Consider the following 17,619-nt stretch of genomic DNA (forward strand, 5'->3'; position numbering starts at 1 on the left):
CATCCGCATCACTGGAGCTCCTACATGACGTCGATCCCCCGCCACCGGCTGGCCGCCGCGGTCCAGCTGTCTCTGCTCTTGGTCCTGCCCGCTGCCGCCAGCGCCCAGACGCCGGACCCGCAGCCCGAAGCGCGCACGCTCGATACGGTCCAGGTCACCGGCTCGCGCATCCGCAAGGCGGAACTGGAAACCGCGGTGCCGGTGCAGGTGCTCACGCGCGAGGACATCGATCGCAGCGGCTTCACCTCGGTCGCCGACATCGTGCAGAACCTCACCGCCAGCGGCGCGGCGCTCAACACCAAGTTCAACTCGAGCGGCAATTTCGGCTTTCCGCCCGATGGCGGCGGCGTGGGCGCGGGCGCGGCGACGGTGGATCTGCGGCATCTGGGCGCCAAGCGCGTGCTGGTGCTGGTCGACGGCATCCGCTGGGTCAACGAATCCTCGGCTTCGGGCGTGGGCTCGGCGGTCGATCTCAATACGATCCCGCTCGCGCTGATCGACCGCATCGAAGTGCTGGAAGACGGCGCCTCGTCGATCTACGGCTCCGACGCGATCGCCGGCGTGGTCAACATCATCACCAAACGCGATGCCGAAGGCGGCACGCTCGATCTGCACTACGGTGAGTACGACGATCTGGGCGGTGCGACCTGGGGCGCGGACCTCGGCTGGGGCGGCAGTCGTGAACGCGCGCAGTGGTTCCTCGGCGCCTCGTACTACAAGCAGCGCGAAATCGCCTCGTCGAAGGTGGCCAACGCCAGCGTGCCGGTGCCCGGCACCGGGCTGGCGAACGGCAGCTCGGCCACCCCGCAGGGCCGCTTCGTCTTCCAGGATCCGAACACCGGCGAGTCGTTCAATCTGACGCCCAACGACGGTGCCACGTCGCCGTTCTACGACCCGGCGCAGACCAGCTGCACCCGAACCGACGATTTCCACTGTTTCACCACCGCGGACCGCTACAACTTCGCGCCGAACAACCTGCTGCTGACGCCGTCGGAGCGCAAGTCGGTGTTCGGCCAGGTGCGCTTCGAGTTCACCCCGCAGGTCTCGGCCTATGCGCGCGTGCTCTACAACGAGCGCACGTCGGCCAACCAGGCCGCGCCCGAGCCGATCTTCCTCGGCACCGATGCCGGCGTGTACAACCCCTACGCCGAAAGCACGCTCACGATCTCCGCGCTCAATCCGTTCAATCCGTTCGGGTTCGACCTCACCACCGAGGGCGACAATCCGAACCTGTTCCTGCTGGCGCGCCGTCCGGTTGAAGGCGGCCCGCGTCGCTACCAGCAGGACGTCAAGACCTGGTACGCAGCCGGTGGCCTCGAAGGCACCTTCGGCGTCGGCGTGCGCACCTGGAACTGGGACGTGAATCTGGTGCGCAGCCAGAGCCGCGCCGAGCAGACCAACACCGGCAGCTACAACATCCGCCGCATCAACGAAGCCCTGGGCGATCCGGCCGCGTGCGCGGCAATCGCCGGCTGCACACCGCTCAATCTGTTCGGTGGCCCCGGCACGATCACGCCGCAGATGCTCGCCTTCATCCAGCCGGTGGTCCGCGACGAAAGCAGCAACACGCTGACCCTGGCCTCGGCCAACGTCACCGGCGACCTGTTCGAGATGTGGGCCGGCCCGCTGGCATTCGCGGCCGGCGTGGAATACCGCAAATACGAGGGCAGCTATACGCCGGATCCGATCACCGTCGCCGGCGAGTACAACGGCGTGCCCTCGGGCATCACCCGCGGCGACTACGACGTCAATGAGGCCTACGCGGAGTTCAGCGTGCCGTTGATGCGCGACACCGTGTTCGGCGAGACGCTGGATCTCAGCATCGCCGGCCGGTATTCCGACTATTCGACGTTCGGCGGCGAGACCACCGGCAAGGTCGGCCTGCGCTGGCAGCCGGTGGATGAGCTGCTGTTCCGCATGAGTTACGCCGAAGGCTTCCGCGCGCCGTCGATCGGCGAGCTCTACGGCACGTTGAGCCGGTTCGACGCGACCCTGGTCGATCCCTGTTCGGGCGCCGCGGTGCCGTCGCCGGCCTGCGCCGCCGATGGCGTGCCGGCCGGGTACGAGCAGACCAATTCGCAGATCTCGGTGGTGACCTCGGGTAACGCCGAACTCGAACCCGAGCGCAGCCGCAGCCTGATGATCGGTTCGGTGTGGAGTCCCTCGTTCGCCGACGAAGTGTGGTGGTCGGACCGCGTCGATCTCGGCGTGACCTTCTACCGCCACCACATCGACGACGCGATCCAAGCGCCGGATGCGCAGGCGATTCTCGAGCGCTGCATCGCCACGCGCGATCCGTTCGCCTGCGATTCCTACGACCGCAGCGACCGCGGCCAGATCATCCGCTTCGACGACATCCTCGCCAATCTCGGCACGATCAAGACCGACGGCTGGGATTTCACCGCAGCCTGGACGCTGCCCGAACGCGACTGGGGTCGGCTGCGTTTCGATGCCAAGACCACCTGGGTCACGCGCTACGAACTGGCGAACGAGACCGGCGAACTCGAGCCGCGTCGCCCGGGCATCGAGGTCAATAACAGCGCGATTCCAGAGTGGAGCGGCACCCTGGTCACCGACTGGACCCGCGGCCCGTGGTCGCTGGCGTGGACGGTCCGCTACATCGACAGCCTCGTCGAATCCTGCGGCGGCGCCAACGGCTTCCCGATCTGCGACGACAGCGACAATGATCTCAACGGCCTGGGCTCGACCACCTACCACGACCTGCAGTTGTCCTGGCGCAACACCGCCTGGCTCAAGGGCACGCGTCTGGCGCTGGGCGTCAACAACGTCACCGGCAAGGAACCGCCGGTGTGCCTGAGCTGCAGCCTCAACGGCTACGACGCTTCGACCTACGACCTGCCGGGGCGCTTCATCTACGCGCGGCTGGGCATCGATTTCTGATCGGTTTCGAACGTCGCTGAAGCCGGCAGATCTGCGCGAAGCGCTCTTCCGGATTGCGCCATCAAGCCCTCTCCCGGTTCAACCGGGGAGGGCTTTTTTGCATTCAAAGGATGGGTAGAGCGCAGCGAAACCCATCGTCGTCATCACCGCGGCCTGCATCTGAGAGGGCAAGGGATCAAAGCCCCTCTCCCCTTGGGAGAGGGGTTGGGGTGAGGGCAGCAGGTCGCGCGGTTTTCGATCATCGCGATCTTGATCCCGCTCGCTGTCACCCAGCGCGGCGAGATGGCAATGATGGGTTTCGCTGCACCCTACCCATTCTGCGGAACGCGACGCAGCCGCCCGGACGCTCAACGCCGCAGCGCCGCCTCAGGCACGGCCAGCTCGGTCGACAGCGCCAGATGGTCCGAGAACGCGGCCGGCAGCGCCTTCATGTCGGCGCATTTCAGATTGCCGGTGACCAGGATGTGGTCGATCGCGCGCTGCGGGCGCCAGCTGGGGAAGGTGTGCACCGCGCAGGCCGGCGGCTGCAGGCCGGTCTGGCGGTAGAGCACCGACATCTCCGGCCGGTCCGAGGTGCAGTTGAAGTCGCCCATCAGCACCGCATGCGGGTGATCGGCCAGTACCTCGGCGATGAACGACAGTTGCGACAGCCGCGACTGCGCGCCCAGGGACAGATGCGCGACCGCGACCACCAGGCCCTCGTCGCCCTCGCCGAAACGGCTCAGCAGCACGCCGCGCCCGGAAATACGGCCGGGCAGGGCGTGGTTGACGACTTCGATCGGCTCCAGCCGGCTCAGCAGGCCGTTGGCGCTGGACGCGACCGCGCCCACGCGCCGGTTCGGCTGGTGGGTCCAGTACTCGAAGCCACCGCGTTCGGCGAGGTAATGCGTCTGGTTGGTGAAGCCGGAGCGCCAGCTGCCGGGGTCGGCTTCCTGCAGCCCGACGATGTCGTGCGTGCCGGCGAGCATGGCGATGGCGTCGAGCGCCGTGCGCTTGCCGGCCGGCAGCACGTGGGACCAGCTGCGCGTCGCGTAGTCGCTGTAGCGACGCGTGCTGGAGCCGGCCTGGATGTTCGCGCTCAGCAGCTTGAGCGTGCGCGACGCCTCGGCGGCCTGCGGATCGGAATGTTTCACAACGTCGGGCGCTTACTGCGCCGCGCGCTCCATCGCGACCAGGTGATCGGTGACGCGCAGGATGTCCTCAAGCGAACGGCCGCTGACCACGCGGTACTTGCCGTTGACGATGATCGTCGGGGTGGCGTCGACGCCGCTGCGGGTCGCGAACTGGCGGGCGCGGCCGAGGTTGGCGTTGACCGCGAAGCTCTGCATCGTGCTGGTGAAGCGCTGCTGGTCGATGCCCAGCGTGCCGTAGAAGGCGGCGATCGCGGCGGCATCGGCGTTCGGGCGCAGCTTCTTCTCGATGTGGATGGCGTTGAACGTGGCGTCGTGGGTCCGGGCCAGCGTGCCCATCGTCTCGGACGCGAAGAACGCGCGCGGGAAGTTGTCCCGCTCGTCGAACACGGCCGGCAGCGCGACGAAGTTCACGTCGCCCGGCAGGCGCGCCTTCCATGCATTGATCAGCGGCTCGAACGAGGCGCAGTGGCCGCACCAGTAGGCGAACACCTCGGCGACTTCGATCTGCCCCGAAGCGTTGGCGAACGGCTGGCCGCCCTGGATCTCGACGTAGTCGGTGCCGGCGACCGGCGCCGGGCCCTGCGGGGCGACGACGGGGTTGCTGTTGGCGGCGGGCGACTCGGCCTGCGGGTCGGTCGGCGCAGCAGCGTCGCCGAACGGCGCGGCATCGGCAGGCGCTGCAGGCGCGGTCTGCGCCGGCGTCGCGGACGTGGCGGCGTCGGGTGCGGCCGCATGATCGGGCTGCTGGTTGCAGGCCATGAGCAGGACGGGCGCGAGCATCAGGAGCAGGGTGTGGCGGATCTTCATGGTCACTCTCTCGAAAGAAATCGTTCGACGGGCGGCGCGCCTCAGCGCTGGGTGCGTTCGCGTTCGATCAGTTGGTCGGCCACCACGAGGAGGTCCTCCAGCCGCCGTCCCATCACCCGATAACGACCGTTGATGATGAGCGTGGGCGTGCCTTCCACGCCACTGCGCGCTGCGAACGCCCGCGCGGCGTTCAGCTTTTCATCGATCTCCGGACTCGCCATCGCCTTGGCGAACCGCGTCTGCGATCGCGCGCCCTGGGTGGCATAGAACGCCGCGATCGCCTCGATGCTCGCCCCACTGCGCGGCAGGAGGGATTTTTCGTGCACGGCCGAGAACAGCGCGTGATGGCTGCGCGAGTCGATCCGCTGGTCCTGGGCGACGAAGAAGCCGCGGGCGAAGTTGTCGCCAGCCGAGAACGCCGCCGGCAAGTAGGTGAAGCGCACATCGCGTGGCGCCTTCGCGCGCCAGGCGTCGACCAGCTTCTGGAAGTGGAAGCAGTGCACGCAGCCGTAGGAGAAGACTTCGACGACCTCGATCTTCCCGTCCAGCGGCCGCCATGGCTGGCCGTCGGCGATCACCGCATAGTCGACACCCTCGACCGGCGCGGCCGTCTGCGCGGCTGCGGGCAGCCAGGCGGAAGCAGCGAGCGCGACGATTGCGAGCAGGCAGCGCCAGGCGCGGGGATGTGGGGGCATTGTCAGGTCACTCCGGAGTGCGGACGCCGCGCACGCGTCGGCCACTGCGCGAGAACGCGCGAGGGCCGCCATTGGCACGGCGAAGAACATGGATGTACAGATTCAAGTCGACAGGGTGCCGGACGTCGGCACCGTGGAGCGGGTCACGGCGTTTCGGGCGCCGGGGCGGGCGCGGATTCCGCAGCAGGCGCGGGCTCTGCGGCGTCGAGCGCCTCGTCGGCGGTCGCATCGGTCGCCGGCACGGCCTGTGCGTCTGCCGGCACCGCCGGCGCCGGCATCGACGCGGCCTGCGCTTCGATGGCCGCCAGCATCGTCGGGTCGGGGCGCGCATGCAGGCCCTGCATGTAGCTCGACACCGCTTCGATCTCTTCGTCGGTCAGTGACTTGGCGACCTCGGCCATGACGTTGAACAGGTGCTTGTCGTCCTCGCTGGTCTGGCCTTCGCGGTAGGCGTAGAGCCGCCCGGAGCTGTACCAGGCCTGCTGGCCGCCGACATGCGGATAGGCCGGGCCCGGATTGCCGCTGCCCGCCGGACCGTGGCAGGCCATGCAGGACGGGATGCCGCGCTCGGTGTCGCCGCTGCGGAACAGCTTCTGGCCCACCTCGAAGAATCTCATGCCCTTGTAGGGACCGGCCTCGACCACGGCGTCGTCGGCGATGCCGGCGCCGCTGGTCTGCTGCGCGTAGTGCGCGCCGAGGTCGCGCATGTCCTGCGCACTGAGCGGCATCGCGAAGGGCTGCATGATCGCGTTGACGCGCTCGCCGCTCTTGAACAGCGCCAGCTGGCGGGCCATGTAGCGCTCGCTCTGGCCGGCGATGCGCGGATACAGGCTGGGATCGGCGTCAGCATTACCGTCGAGGCCGTGACACGCGGCACAGGTGCCTGCGAGCTGGGCGCCCCTGACCGGATCCCCGTGCGTCGCATTGGCGAGTTCGGCGACGGCGTTGTCGTCGATGTCGCGGACTTCCACTGCCGGCGCGTCCGGCAACGGCTGCACGGTGGACTGCGCGAAGGCGACGGCGCCCACGGCAACGACTACAAGGCCGGCGATACCAATGGCGCGAGCGTGGCGCATTGCTGGGCTCCGAGATCTTTCGATGCCGCGTCCGACAGGTGCCGGTCGCAAGTCCGTCCGATTATGTTGGCCCGCACCGGGCGGGTCAAACCGCGCGGGCAAGCCGGCGCCGGTCGTGCCAAGCTATTGCGATGTCCAATCCCTTCGCACGCGCCAAATACCTGTTGGCTGCCCACACCCCGCAGCAGCTCCCGCCCGACGGCGGATTCGAGGTTGCATTCGCGGGTCGCTCCAACGCCGGTAAGTCCAGCGCGCTCAATGCGCTGTGCCAGCAGAACGCGCTCGCGCGCGTGTCCAAGACCCCGGGCCGCACCCAGCAGCTAGTGTTCTTCGACTTCCCGCCGCACGACAACCGCTTCCTGGTCGATCTGCCGGGCTACGGCTACGCCAAGGTGCCGCGCGACCTCAAGGCCCACTGGCAGGCGTTCCTCGCCCAGTACTTCCGCGAACGCGAGGCGCTCAAGGGCCTGGTGGTGGTGATGGACATCCGTCACCCACTGAAGGAATACGACCGGCAGATGATCGCCTTCGCGGTCGAACACGGCATGCCGGCGCACGCACTGCTGACCAAGGCCGACAAGCTCGGCCGCGGCGCGGCCGGCAACACCCTGCAGGCGGTGCGCAAGGAACTGCTGGCACTGCATGGCGACAAGGTCAGCGTGCAGACGTTCTCCGGCGAGACCAACATCGGCATCGACGAAGCCCGTGGCGTGATCGCGCGCTGGCTGGAGATCGGGCGTCCGGCGCCCAAGCCCGCGTCCTGACGCGCGCATCGTCGCTGGAACACTGGCGACGCACCGGTACGACGCCGCTGCCGGGGCGGCCCCTTTATAGTGCCGCCTTGCGATTCCGGGTCCGGCCCGCATCTCGCCCTTTCCGATCGAGCGGCCCGCATGTCCAGCCCCAGCCACGTCAGCGACACCCCCATCACCGACCGCAACACCCTGGTCGAGGTCCTGGCCTCGGGCGAGAAGCCGATCGAGGCCTGGCGCATCGGTACCGAGCACGAGAAGTTCGGCTTCCGGCTCGACGACCTGCACCCGCCCACCTTCGAAGGCGAGCGCGGTATCGAAGCCCTGCTGCGCGGCTTGACCCGCTTCGGCTGGGAGCCGGTCAACGAAGGCGGCCACACGATCGCCCTGCTCAAGGACGGGGCCTCGGTGACGCTGGAGCCGGCGGGTCAGCTGGAGCTCTCGGGCGCGCCATTGGAGACCATCCACGACACCTGCAGCGAAGTCGGTTCGCATCTGTTCGAGGTCAAGAGCGTCGCCGATGAACTTCGCCTCGGCTTCCTCGGCATGGGCTTCCAGCCCAAGTGGCGCCGGGGCGACATGCCGTGGATGCCCAAGGGTCGGTACAAGATCATGCGCGACTACATGCCCAAGGTCGGCGACCTCGGCCTCGACATGATGACGCGCACCTGCACGGTCCAGGTCAACCTCGACTACGCGACCGAAGCCGACATGGTGAAGAAGTTCCGTGTGTCGCTGGCGCTGCAGCCGATCGCGACCGCGCTGTTCGCCGATTCGCCGTTCACCGAAGGCAAGCCCAACGGGTATCTGAGCTACCGCTCGCACATCTGGACCGACACCGACGCCGACCGCACCGGCATGCTCGACTTCGTGTTCGAGGACGGCTTCGGCTACGAGCGTTACGTCGACTACCTGCTCGATGTGCCGATGTACTTCTCCTATCGCGACGGCATCTACCACGATGCCGCCGGCATGAGCTTCCGCGATTTCATGCGCGGCGAGCTGCCGGTGCTGCCGGGCCAGCTGCCCACGCTGCGCGACTGGAACGATCACATGACCACCGCCTTCCCCGAAGTGCGGCTGAAGAAGTATCTGGAAATGCGCGGCGCCGATGGCGGTCCGTGGAACCGGCTGTGCGCACTGCCCGCTTTCTGGACCGGGCTGCTGTACGACGACGCCGCGCTCGATGCCGCGTGGGATCTGGTCCGCGACTTCACGATGGTCGAGCGCAACGCACTGCGCGACGAGGTGCCGCGGCATGCGCTCAAGACCCCGTTCCGCGGCGGCACCCTGCGCGATCTGGCGATCGAGGCCCTGAAGATCGCCGCGGCCGGTCTGCAGCGGCGCGCCCGCCTCAACCCCCGTGACCAGGACGAGCGGGTGTTTCTCGACGCGTTGATCGAGATCGCCGAATCGGGGCAGACGCCGGCCGAGCGCAAGCTCGAACTGTTCCACGGCGCCTGGCAGGGCGACATCGACCGGGTGTTCCGCGAGTTCGCCTACTGAACCCGCTGCGCCGGCAGGTGCGCCTGCGCACACCTGCCGGTCGGCTTACATGCGGCGCGCTTCGAGGATGTGGCCGTCGGCCACCAGCTGCGGCAGTTCGCGGCGGTAGATCTCGATCTTCTCGACCTCGTCCCAGGTGATGTCCGCCTGGTCGCCGCGCAGTTCGTTGATCGCGCCCCGCGCCTTCGGCCACCCGCTGTCCTCGGTATTGAGCGTGAGCCGCTCATCGTCGACCGCAATCACGCGCATCAGGCCGAACGCGGCCTCCCGATTGCCGGTGCCGGTAAAATCCACGCCGGAAAAGTGGGTCAGTTCCGCAGCGTAGACATCGCCCACCCGCGGCTCGGCGAGCACGGGGTCGAGCGTCGACGCGGCCGCGGCCTGCGGTGTCGCGCCGGCAGGCGTGGCCGCGCCCTGGCCCGAGCAGGCTGCCAGGCCCGTCGCGAGCGCCATCGCCGCGAGCGTGCATCCGATGAACGAAGTCCCGCGTCGATTCCGCATGTCCGTGTCCTTGCGCCTGTTGGGAGGAGGCCGGCCGTGCCGGCGCAGCGGAGCATGGCGCACGGCGCATTCACCGACAAGCGGCCGGTCCGCTGAAGGCGGTCCTCGCGAGCCACGCGCGAGACGGGGTCGACGCGATCCCGCCGGGCGCTGCGCTACCCTGAGTCGATGAAGCCGACCGCCGACACGCCGCTGCGCGACCACCTCGAATTCGCCGATACCGATGTCCTGCTGCGCGACGATGTCCGTCGGCTCGGCGCGATGGTCGGACAGATGCTTGCCGAACAGGGCTCCCAGCAGCTGCTCGATGAAGTGGAAGCGGTGCGCCGCGCCTCGATCGAGCGGCGCGAGGCGGGCCGTCCGGTCGATGCCCTGGCCGACACCCTGGCGGCCATTCCCACCGACGACGCCGAAGCCGTGGTGCGCGCGTTCGCCGCCTACTTCGGTGCGATCAACCTCGCCGAGCGCGTGCACCGCATCCGCCGCCGGCGTGACTACCAGCGCACCGGCGATGCCCCGCAGCCCGGCGGCCTGGAAGCGGTGTTGCGCACGCTCAAGGACGACGGGGTGACGCTCGACGCGCTGCAGGGCTGCCTCGCCCGGCTGCACATCGAGCCGGTGTTTACCGCGCATCCCACCGAGGCCATCCGCCGCGTGCTGCTGGAGAAGGAACGCACGATCGTCGAGCGCTTGATCGCCGACATCGACCGCGAGCGCACGCCGACCGAACGCCGCGCCGACGATGCGCGCATCGTGCTGGCGTTGACTTCGGCGTGGCAGACCTCCGAATCCCCCGCGCGCAAGCCCACCGTCGCCGACGAGGTCGAACACGTCGGCTACTACCTGTCGAACGTGCTGTATCGCGTGCTGCCGGTGTTCTACGAAGCACTGGGTGATGCCATCGAATCGGTGTACGGCACGCGCCCGGTGCTGCCGCAGGTGCTGCGCTTCGGCACCTGGGTCGGCGGCGACATGGACGGCAATCCGAACGTCAATGGCGACACCATGCGCGCCGCCCTCGGCGCGCAACGCAGCCAGGCGCTGGCGCAGTACCGCCGCGATCTGCGCGGGCTGGGCAATGTGCTGACCCAGACCCGGGGCCGCGCGACGATCGACGAGGCGATCACCGCGCGCGTCGACGATTACCGGCGCCGTCTCCCCGACGCCGATGCGGCGCTCAACCCGCGCCATGCCGACATGCCGTACCGGCGCCTGCTCGATCTGATGCAGCTGCGCCTGCGCCTGACCGATGCCGACCATCGCGCGGGCTACGCGGACGCCGACGCGTTCCTCGCCGACCTCGATCTGATGGACACGAGCCTGCGCGACAACCGCGGCGCGCATGCCGGCCAGTTCGCGCTCGATCGTCTGCTGTGGCGCGCGCGCACGTTCGGCTTCCATCTCGCCGCGCTGGACCTGCGCCAGGATTCGGCCGTGCATGACGAAGTGCTCGGCCAGATCGACGGCAGCGACTGGGCGGGCCTCGATGTCGAGGCGCGTGTCGAGCGGCTGCACGCGATGCTCGATGCGCCGCCGAAAGCCAACGGCGCGCTGTCGAATGACAGTGTCGCCTCGACCCTCGGTGTGTTCGATGCGGTGACCGATCTGCGCCGCAGTCATGGCGCCTCCGCCACCGGGCTGTACATCATTTCGATGGCGCGCAGCGCTGCCGATGCGCTCGCGGTGCTCGCGCTGGCGCGTATCGCCGGCTGCGTCGAGGATGGCCAGGTGCCGCTCGACGTGGCGCCGCTGTTCGAGACCGTCGACGACCTGGAGGCCGCGCCTGCGGTGATGCGCGCGCTGTTCGACGATCCGCGTTACCGCGCGCACCTGGCCGCGCGTGGGGAACGGCAGACGGTGATGCTCGGCTATTCCGACAGCGCGAAAGACGGCGGCCTGCTGGCCTCGCGCTGGGCGCTGCAGCGCACCCAGGTCGAACTCACCGCGCTGGCCCGCGACGCCGGCGTGCGCATCGTGTTCTTCCACGGCCGCGGCGGTTCGGTGAGCCGCGGTGGCGGCAAGACCGGGCGCGCGATCAATGCCGCCCCGCGCGGTTCGGTCGACGGCAGTCTGCGGGTGACCGAGCAGGGCGAAGTGATCCATCGCAAGTACGGCATCCGTGCGCTGGCGCTGCGCAATCTCGAACAGTCGACCGCCGCCGTGCTGCAGGCGACGCTGCGTCCGCGCCCGGCGGATCCGCGCGAGGACACCTGGCGCGCGATCGCGACCGATCTGGCCGAGGTCTCGCGTGCGCACTATCGCGCGCTGGTGCACGAACGCGCCGACTTCCCCGACTACTTCCGCGCAGCCACGCCCATCGACGTCATCGAGCGCCTGCAGATCGGCTCCCGCCCGTCGCGCCGGCGCGATGGCGGCATCTCCAACCTGCGCGCGATTCCGTGGGTGTTCGCCTGGGCGCAGAACCGCTCCGGCCTGACCGGCTGGTACGGCCTCGGTACCGCCCTGCAGCACGGCATCCGGACCTACGGCCAGCAGGCGATGACCGAACTGGCGCGCGACTGGCCGTTCTTCAGCGCCGCGCTCGACGACGTGGAAATGCTGCTGGCCAAGACCGACATCGCGATCTTCGAGCGCTACTCGCGCCTTGCCGGCGATGCGCACGACGCGTTCTTCCCCGGCATCCTCGACGAATGCCTGCGCACGCGCGATGCGATCCTGCTGCTCAAGGAGCAGGACGTTCTGCTGGCCGACGACTACCGCCTGCAGCTGTCGATCCGCCTGCGCAATCCCTATGTCGATCCGATCAGCCTGTTGCAGGTCGAGCTGCTGCGCCGCTGGCGTGCGAGCGGGCGCGAGGACGAGACCTTGCTCAACGCATTGGTGTCGACCGTCAACGGCATCGCGGCGGGCATCCAGAACACCGGCTGAGGCACGCGCCCCTGTCGATGCCGACGGCGCTGCTGCCGGCGCTGCGTCACACTGCGCGCCGTTTCTGGGGGGGTTGCCGATGCGCCTGATTGCCGAGCTCGTCCATCCCGCGCTCACCACGCGCGAGGGGCGAGTGCTGCGCCGCCACGCCGCCCGCGGCATCGTGCAGCGCGAGGGGGCGATCCTGCTGCTGTATACCGAGCGCTACGACGATTTCAGCTTTCCCGGTGGCGGCGTCGCCGAGGGCGAGGCGCCGGTGGCCGCGCTGCATCGGGAGCTGGCGGAGGAGACGGGGGCCACGCGCATCCGCGTGCTGGATGCGTACGGGATCGTCGAAGAATATCGACCGGACCGCTCGCCGGACCACGACCTCATGCACATGACCTCGCATTTCTACGTCTGCGCCATCGATGCGACGCTTGGCGATGCGCGGATGGAATCCTACGAGCAGGCCAACGGCATGCGCCCGGTCTGGGTGGACCTGCAGGCCGCGATTGCCCACAACCGGGCGGTGCTGCAGCGCGCGGATCTGCGCATGGGTCTGTCGATCCATCGCGAGACGTTCATGCTCGAACACGTGGCGGCCGATGCCGGATCGACGGTTTTGCAAGACGCAGCCGGCGCCTAGGGTGCCGCCAGCGGTGGCAGGCGTGCACACTCGCATCGTCCCCAAGCCCGGCGTGCGCCATGACCACTGACGATCTCGTGCTCTACACCAACCCGATGTCGCGCGGACGCATCGCGCGCTGGATGTTGGAGGAAAGCGGGCAGCCCTATCGCACCGAGCTGTTGGACTACGGCGACGGGATGAAGGCGCCCGCGTTCCTGGCGATCAATCCGATGGGCAAGGTGCCCGCCCTGGTGCACGGCGACGCGGTGGTGACCGAGGCCGCGGCGATCTGCGCGTATCTGGCGCAGACCTTCCCGGGCGCGGGACTGCTGCCGGAAGACACGCCACGTGCACGCGCGGCCTATCACCGCTGGCTGTTCTTCGCCGCGGGCCCGCTGGAAGCGGCCGTGACCGCGAAGTCGCTCGGCCTGCTGGCACCGGCCGAGCGGGCCCAGATGGTCGGCTACGGCAACTTCGATCAGACGGTCGAAACGCTGGTGGGCGCCGTCTCCGACGCTGCCCCGTGGATTGCCGGCGCACGCTTCACCGCGGCCGATGTCTATGTCGGCAGCCAGATCGCATGGGGCCTGATGTTCAAGTCGCTACCGGCGCATCCAGCATTCGTCGAATACGTCGAGCGGCTGCAGGCGCGGCCCGCGTGGCAGCGCGCCAGTGCGCTCGACGATGCGGCGATGCCGAAGCAGAGCTGAGGCGTCGTCGGGCGCCGAAATGCTGCTGTCACATTTCCCCGTTGCAATGCCTTCCGCCATGGATGGCGCGGGCATCCGCCCGTTCCTGCGCTGTCGTCCCCGGTCAGTCAGCATCTGCCGCACCTCGACCCGGAACGCCCATGCTGTTGCAGCTGTCTCCACCCCCGCTGAGCGTCGACGCCGCAACTGCCGACGCCACCGCTGCGGTGAGTGAACGTTTCAGCATGGTCTACCAGCCGATCGTGCGACTCCGGGACCACCGCGTGGTGGCGCACGAGGCACTGATGCGGCCTGACGACGGCAGCTCCCCGCTGCAGCTGCTCGGACGCGCGCGCAAGGCAGGCACGCTGGGCGATCTGGAAACGCGCGCGGTGCGCAGTGCGGTCGCGCGCTACGACTTCGCAGGCGGCGGCCTGTTGCTGCTCAACCTCAGCGTGCATGCCATCCTCGGCGGCAGCGCCCGCCCGCAGCAGGTACTCGAAGCCCTGCAGGCCGGGGGGCGCGATCTGCGCAACTACGTGGTCGAACTCACCGAGCGCGACATCGTCGAGGACTGCGGGCAGCTGGCACATGCGATCGGCTATCTGCGGGCGGCCGGCGTGCGCATCGCGCTCGATGACTTCGGCAACGGTCATTCCAACTTCGAGCTGTGGCACGAGTTGTCGCCGGAGTTCGTCAAGATCGATCGGTTCCTCGTGCACGGCCTGGCCGACAGCGCCGGGCGGCTCAACATCCTCAAGGCGCTGGTGCAGGTGGCCGACGGCTTCGGCACCGAGCTGATCGCCGAAGGCGTCGAGCGCATCGAGGACCTGCGGGTGCTGCGCGATCTCGGCATCCCGCTGGTGCAGGGCTATCTGCTCGGCCGGCCCTCGGCGACGATCTCGCGCACCGTCTCCGATGACGTGCGCGCGACCGCGGACGACAAGATCCAGGTCTGGCCGCGCGACGACCGGCCCAGCGCGTTCCGTCGCATCCTCGCCGAGCACATGCTGATCGAGGCACCGAGCATCCGCGACACCGCGACCAACCAGGATGCGGAAGCGCTGTTCCGGCAGAACCCGCAGCTCAGCGCGATTCCGGTGGTCGATCGCGACGACGTGCCGCTCGGGCTGATCAACCGCCGCGCGTTCAACGAACACATGGCGATGCCGTTCGCGCGCGAACTGCTCGGCCGCAAGCCGTGCACCACCCACATGAACGCCTCGCCGGTGCTGTGCGACATCCGCCAGAGCGTCGACGAGATGTCGCAGATCCTGCTCGGCGAAGACCAGCGCTATCTCTACGACGGCTTCGTGATCACCGACAACGGCCGCTATCGCGGTGTCGGCACCGGCGAGGCGCTGGTGCGGCGCGTGACCGAGCTGCGCATCGATGCGGCGCGCTATGCCAATCCGTTGACCCAGCTGCCCGGCAATATCCCGATCACCGAACATGTGCGGCGGCTGGTCGAGACCGGGCAGGGCTTCGTCGCCTGCTACTGCGACCTCAACCACTTCAAGCCCTACAACGACCAGTACGGCTATTTTCTCGGCGACCGCATGCTCCAGCTGCTGGCGTCCACCTTGTTGCGCCATGCGGACCCGCGCTGGGATTTCGTCGGTCACGTCGGCGGAGACGATTTCGTGATGCTGATGCAGAGCGACGACTGGGCGCTGCGCTGCGAAGGCGTGGTCAGCGAGTTCAATGCCGCCGCACTGGCGCTGTTCGAACCCGGAGATCGCGTGCGCGGCGTGCTGGAAGGCGAAGACCGCAACGGCAGCTATGCCACGTTTCCGCTGACCACGCTGACGATCGGCGTCGTACAGATTGCCGCGGGCGAACGCAGCGGCGCCGAGGACATCGCATCCAGCGCAGCGCGTGCCAAGCGCGAAGCCAAGCGCCGCGGCCTGTCGGTCCACGTGCTCGGGCACTGACGCGCCCGGCGTCACCACGCCGACAGCAGGTCGATTTCCGCAGCGGATCCACATTCCGCACACGGACGCGGGTGCAGGCTGGCCGCATGAACAGCAAAGCCGATATCGATGCCGGGCTCGAACGTCTGGCGGCCACGCTCGCCGAACTGCGCCGCACCCTGCCGCAGGACGAAGTACTCGAAGCGTTCGGCGAGGCGGCGCGCCCGCTGACCGGGCAAGTCCCGGCCGAACTCGACGCGTATGTGCAGGGCCGGGTGAACACCCTGCTGACCGACGCCGGGCTGATCCAGGAAGATCCGGGCGGCAGCTGATCCTCCGCGCCCGCGACGCCGTGTGAGCGCTCGGGTATACTCCCCCAGAGTATCGAGGCGCCACCCACATGCCGCATTCGCCCGAGGAAAAAAAGCGTGTCCTGCTGCGTGTGCGCCGCATGCGCGGGCAGCTTGACGCGTTGGAGCGTGCACTCGAAGCCGGCGCCGACTGCGGTCCCGTGCTGCAGCAGCTCGCCGCGTTGCGCGGCGCAGTCAACGGCCTGATGTCCGGCGTGCTCGAAAGTCACCTGCGCGAGGAACTCGGCCAGCCGAGCGACTCGCCCGAACACCGCCGCGCCAGCGTCGACGATGCCGTCGCGCTGGTGCGCACCTATCTCAAGTAACCATCGTTTCCGGGAGTTTCCTATGAAGTCACGTGCCGCCGTCGCGTTCGCCGCTGGCGAACCGCTGAAGATCGTCGAGATCGACGTCGCGCCGCCGCAAGCCGGCGAAGTGCTGGTCAAGATCACCCACACCGGCGTCTGTCACACCGATGCGTTCACGCTGTCGGGCGACGATCCGGAAGGCATCTTCCCGAGCGTGCTCGGCCACGAGGGCGCGGGCATCGTCGTCGAAGTGGGCGAGGGCGTGACCTCGCTCGCGCCCGGCGACCATGTCATTCCGCTGTACACGGCCGAATGCCGCGAGTGCAAGTTCTGCCTGTCGGGCAAGACCAACCTGTGCCAGAAGGTGCGCGCCACCCAGGGCAAGGGCCTGATGCCGGACGGCACCACGCGCTTCTCCTACAACGGCGAACCGATCTACCACTACATGGGCTGCAGCACCTTCAGCGAATACACGGTGGTCAACGAGATCTCGCTGGCGAAGATCAACCCCGAGGCGAACCCGGAGCAGGTGTGCCTGCTCGGCTGCGGCGTCACCACCGGCATCGGCGCGGTGCACAACACGGCCAAGGTCAAGGCCGGCGACACGGTCGCGGTGTTCGGGCTCGGCGGCATTGGCCTCGCGGTGATCCAGGGCGCGGTGCAGGCCGGCGCCAGCCGGATCCTCGCGATCGACACCAATGCCGGCAAGTTCGAACTCGCGACCTCGATGGGCGCGACCGACTGCATCAACCCCAAGGACCATGACAAGCCGATCCAGGACGTCATCGTCGAGCTGACCGATGGCGGCGTCGATTTCTCGTTCGAGTGCATCGGCAACGTCAACGTGATGCGCGCCGCGCTCGAGTGTTGTCACAAGGGCTGGGGCGAGAGCGTCATCATTGGCGTTGCCGGCGCCGGCCAGGAGATCAGCACGCGGCCGTTCCAGCTGGTGACTGGGCGCGTGTGGCGCGGCTCGGCCTTCGGCGGCGTCAAGGGCCGTACCCAATTGCCGGGCATGGTGGAGGACGCGATGGCGGGGCGCATCGATCTGGAGCCCTTCGTCACCCACACGATGGGACTGGACGACATCAACGAGGCCTTCGAGCTGATGCATGCCGGCAAGTCGATCCGCACCGTGGTGCACTTCTGATGGCCGCCTTCATGGACAAGTCCGCACTCGAAGCCGCGGTCGCGCATCTCGATCTCGACGAGGACGCACGTGACGCGATCGCGAGCCTCGACGATGGCGATCTGATGCAGATCGACCAAGCGATCCTGTCCGCGCTGGACCGCAGCTGGAAGAAGGCCGGGTTCATCGCCTCGGGGGTCATGATCGCCGCGCCCGACGCCTACGAGGATCTGCCCGAAGAGGTCTACGTGCTGCGGATCCGCGCGCTCGCGCAGGCGGGTCGCATCGAAGGCAAGGGCGATCCGCAGGTGCTCAAGACCTACGAGATCCGTCTCTCCGACAATCAGCAGGTCCACTGAC

Annotated in this window: 16 protein-coding genes; 11 read left to right on the forward strand and 5 right to left on the reverse strand. The window is 68.4% G+C overall.

The annotated features are described in order from the left end of the window. Positions 1-24 precede the first annotated feature (24 nt). Positions 25-2,901 carry a TonB-dependent receptor gene (locus tag J2X52_RS02610; RefSeq protein ID WP_310148217.1) on the forward strand — a complete coding sequence of 959 codons (2,877 nt, stop codon included), beginning with the start codon at positions 25-27 and terminating at the stop codon, positions 2,899-2,901. Positions 2,902-3,248: 347 nt separating this feature from the next. On the opposite strand, the gene J2X52_RS02615 is transcribed toward J2X52_RS02610, so the two are convergent. The 4 genes from J2X52_RS02615 to J2X52_RS02630 all read right to left on the reverse strand — a co-directional run bounded on the left by J2X52_RS02615 (position 3,249) and on the right by J2X52_RS02630 (position 6,612). Next, complete coding sequence (locus J2X52_RS02615; protein WP_310148220.1) at positions 3,249-4,034, reverse strand: endonuclease/exonuclease/phosphatase family protein; 786 nt, start codon at positions 4,032-4,034, stop codon at positions 3,249-3,251. A gap of 12 nt (positions 4,035-4,046) precedes the next feature. After that, positions 4,047-4,841 carry a thiol:disulfide interchange protein DsbA/DsbL gene (locus J2X52_RS02620; protein WP_310148223.1) on the reverse strand — a complete coding sequence of 265 codons (795 nt, stop codon included), beginning with the start codon at positions 4,839-4,841 and terminating at the stop codon, positions 4,047-4,049. A 41-nt stretch (positions 4,842-4,882) separates the two neighbouring features. Further along, positions 4,883-5,536: a thiol:disulfide interchange protein DsbA/DsbL gene (locus tag J2X52_RS02625; RefSeq protein WP_310148228.1), complete on the reverse strand. Its 654-nt coding sequence runs from the start codon at positions 5,534-5,536 to the stop codon at positions 4,883-4,885. Positions 5,537-5,679: 143 nt separating this feature from the next. Beyond that, positions 5,680-6,612 carry a c-type cytochrome gene (locus tag J2X52_RS02630; RefSeq protein ID WP_310148231.1) on the reverse strand — a complete coding sequence of 311 codons (933 nt, stop codon included), beginning with the start codon at positions 6,610-6,612 and terminating at the stop codon, positions 5,680-5,682. 131 nt (positions 6,613-6,743) lie between these two features. Between J2X52_RS02630 and yihA the strand changes: the two genes are divergently transcribed. Both yihA and J2X52_RS02640 read left to right on the forward strand, forming a co-directional pair. Then, positions 6,744-7,376 carry a ribosome biogenesis GTP-binding protein YihA/YsxC gene (gene yihA / locus J2X52_RS02635; protein ID WP_310148233.1) on the forward strand — a complete coding sequence of 211 codons (633 nt, stop codon included), beginning with the start codon at positions 6,744-6,746 and terminating at the stop codon, positions 7,374-7,376. Between the two features lie 129 nt (positions 7,377-7,505). Further along, the gene (locus tag J2X52_RS02640; protein ID WP_310148235.1) at positions 7,506-8,870 is read left to right on the forward strand and encodes a glutamate--cysteine ligase; all 1,365 of its coding nucleotides are present in this window, start codon (positions 7,506-7,508) and stop codon (positions 8,868-8,870) included. A 45-nt stretch (positions 8,871-8,915) separates the two neighbouring features. Here the strand turns inward: J2X52_RS02640 and J2X52_RS02645 are convergent, their stop codons facing one another. Next, positions 8,916-9,371: a hypothetical protein gene (locus J2X52_RS02645; protein ID WP_310148238.1), complete on the reverse strand. Its 456-nt coding sequence runs from the start codon at positions 9,369-9,371 to the stop codon at positions 8,916-8,918. Positions 9,372-9,539: 168 nt separating this feature from the next. Here J2X52_RS02645 and ppc point away from each other — a divergent pair, with 168 nt between their 5' ends. From ppc to J2X52_RS02685, 8 genes are all read left to right on the forward strand, one after another. Next, a complete protein-coding gene (ppc, locus tag J2X52_RS02650) occupies positions 9,540-12,260 on the forward strand; it encodes a phosphoenolpyruvate carboxylase (RefSeq protein ID WP_310148240.1) in 2,721 nt (906 codons plus the stop codon). A 79-nt stretch (positions 12,261-12,339) separates the two neighbouring features. Further along, positions 12,340-12,888 (forward strand): NUDIX domain-containing protein, encoded by a 549-nt coding sequence (locus tag J2X52_RS02655; protein WP_310148243.1) that lies wholly within the window; start codon positions 12,340-12,342, stop codon positions 12,886-12,888. 59 nt (positions 12,889-12,947) lie between these two features. Further along, positions 12,948-13,580: a glutathione S-transferase family protein gene (locus J2X52_RS02660; RefSeq protein WP_310148245.1), complete on the forward strand. Its 633-nt coding sequence runs from the start codon at positions 12,948-12,950 to the stop codon at positions 13,578-13,580. Positions 13,581-13,720: 140 nt separating this feature from the next. Continuing rightward, positions 13,721-15,493 (forward strand): GGDEF domain-containing protein, encoded by a 1,773-nt coding sequence (locus J2X52_RS02665; RefSeq protein ID WP_310148248.1) that lies wholly within the window; start codon positions 13,721-13,723, stop codon positions 15,491-15,493. A gap of 86 nt (positions 15,494-15,579) precedes the next feature. Further along, the gene (locus J2X52_RS02670) at positions 15,580-15,804 is read left to right on the forward strand and encodes a hypothetical protein (protein ID WP_310148250.1); all 225 of its coding nucleotides are present in this window, start codon (positions 15,580-15,582) and stop codon (positions 15,802-15,804) included. Positions 15,805-15,872: 68 nt separating this feature from the next. Next, on the forward strand, positions 15,873-16,148 hold the full coding sequence (frmR, locus tag J2X52_RS02675; RefSeq protein WP_159680884.1) for a formaldehyde-responsive transcriptional repressor FrmR: 276 nt from the start codon (positions 15,873-15,875) through the stop codon (positions 16,146-16,148). 22 nt (positions 16,149-16,170) lie between these two features. Continuing rightward, positions 16,171-17,280 carry an S-(hydroxymethyl)glutathione dehydrogenase/class III alcohol dehydrogenase gene (locus J2X52_RS02680; RefSeq protein ID WP_310148258.1) on the forward strand — a complete coding sequence of 370 codons (1,110 nt, stop codon included), beginning with the start codon at positions 16,171-16,173 and terminating at the stop codon, positions 17,278-17,280. Between the two features lie 11 nt (positions 17,281-17,291). Beyond that, a complete protein-coding gene (locus J2X52_RS02685; RefSeq protein WP_310148261.1) occupies positions 17,292-17,618 on the forward strand; it encodes a DUF3658 domain-containing protein in 327 nt (108 codons plus the stop codon). Position 17,619 lies beyond the last annotated feature (1 nt).

Source organism: Luteimonas sp. 3794 (genome assembly GCF_031456825.1).
In the GTDB taxonomy this organism is placed as follows: domain Bacteria; phylum Pseudomonadota; class Gammaproteobacteria; order Xanthomonadales; family Xanthomonadaceae; genus Luteimonas.

What these genes read in the sequence shown, in the direction of transcription:
- J2X52_RS02610 (WP_310148217.1), top strand. Translation starts at nt 25, where the DNA reads ATGACGTCGATCCCCCGCCACCGGCTGGCCGCCGCGGTCCAGCTGTCT.
- J2X52_RS02620 (WP_310148223.1), bottom strand. Translation starts at nt 4,841, where the DNA reads ATGAAGATCCGCCACACCCTGCTCCTGATGCTCGCGCCCGTCCTGCTC.
- J2X52_RS02625 (WP_310148228.1), bottom strand. Translation starts at nt 5,536, where the DNA reads ATGCCCCCACATCCCCGCGCCTGGCGCTGCCTGCTCGCAATCGTCGCG.
- J2X52_RS02630 (WP_310148231.1), bottom strand. Translation starts at nt 6,612, where the DNA reads ATGCGCCACGCTCGCGCCATTGGTATCGCCGGCCTTGTAGTCGTTGCC.
- yihA (WP_310148233.1), top strand. Translation starts at nt 6,744, where the DNA reads ATGTCCAATCCCTTCGCACGCGCCAAATACCTGTTGGCTGCCCACACC.
- J2X52_RS02640 (WP_310148235.1), top strand. Translation starts at nt 7,506, where the DNA reads ATGTCCAGCCCCAGCCACGTCAGCGACACCCCCATCACCGACCGCAAC.
- J2X52_RS02645 (WP_310148238.1), bottom strand. Translation starts at nt 9,371, where the DNA reads ATGCGGAATCGACGCGGGACTTCGTTCATCGGATGCACGCTCGCGGCG.
- ppc (WP_310148240.1), top strand. Translation starts at nt 9,540, where the DNA reads ATGAAGCCGACCGCCGACACGCCGCTGCGCGACCACCTCGAATTCGCC.
- J2X52_RS02655 (WP_310148243.1), top strand. Translation starts at nt 12,340, where the DNA reads ATGCGCCTGATTGCCGAGCTCGTCCATCCCGCGCTCACCACGCGCGAG.
- J2X52_RS02660 (WP_310148245.1), top strand. Translation starts at nt 12,948, where the DNA reads ATGACCACTGACGATCTCGTGCTCTACACCAACCCGATGTCGCGCGGA.
- J2X52_RS02665 (WP_310148248.1), top strand. Translation starts at nt 13,721, where the DNA reads ATGCTGTTGCAGCTGTCTCCACCCCCGCTGAGCGTCGACGCCGCAACT.
- J2X52_RS02670 (WP_310148250.1), top strand. Translation starts at nt 15,580, where the DNA reads ATGAACAGCAAAGCCGATATCGATGCCGGGCTCGAACGTCTGGCGGCC.
- frmR (WP_159680884.1), top strand. Translation starts at nt 15,873, where the DNA reads ATGCCGCATTCGCCCGAGGAAAAAAAGCGTGTCCTGCTGCGTGTGCGC.
- J2X52_RS02680 (WP_310148258.1), top strand. Translation starts at nt 16,171, where the DNA reads ATGAAGTCACGTGCCGCCGTCGCGTTCGCCGCTGGCGAACCGCTGAAG.
- J2X52_RS02685 (WP_310148261.1), top strand. Translation starts at nt 17,292, where the DNA reads ATGGACAAGTCCGCACTCGAAGCCGCGGTCGCGCATCTCGATCTCGAC.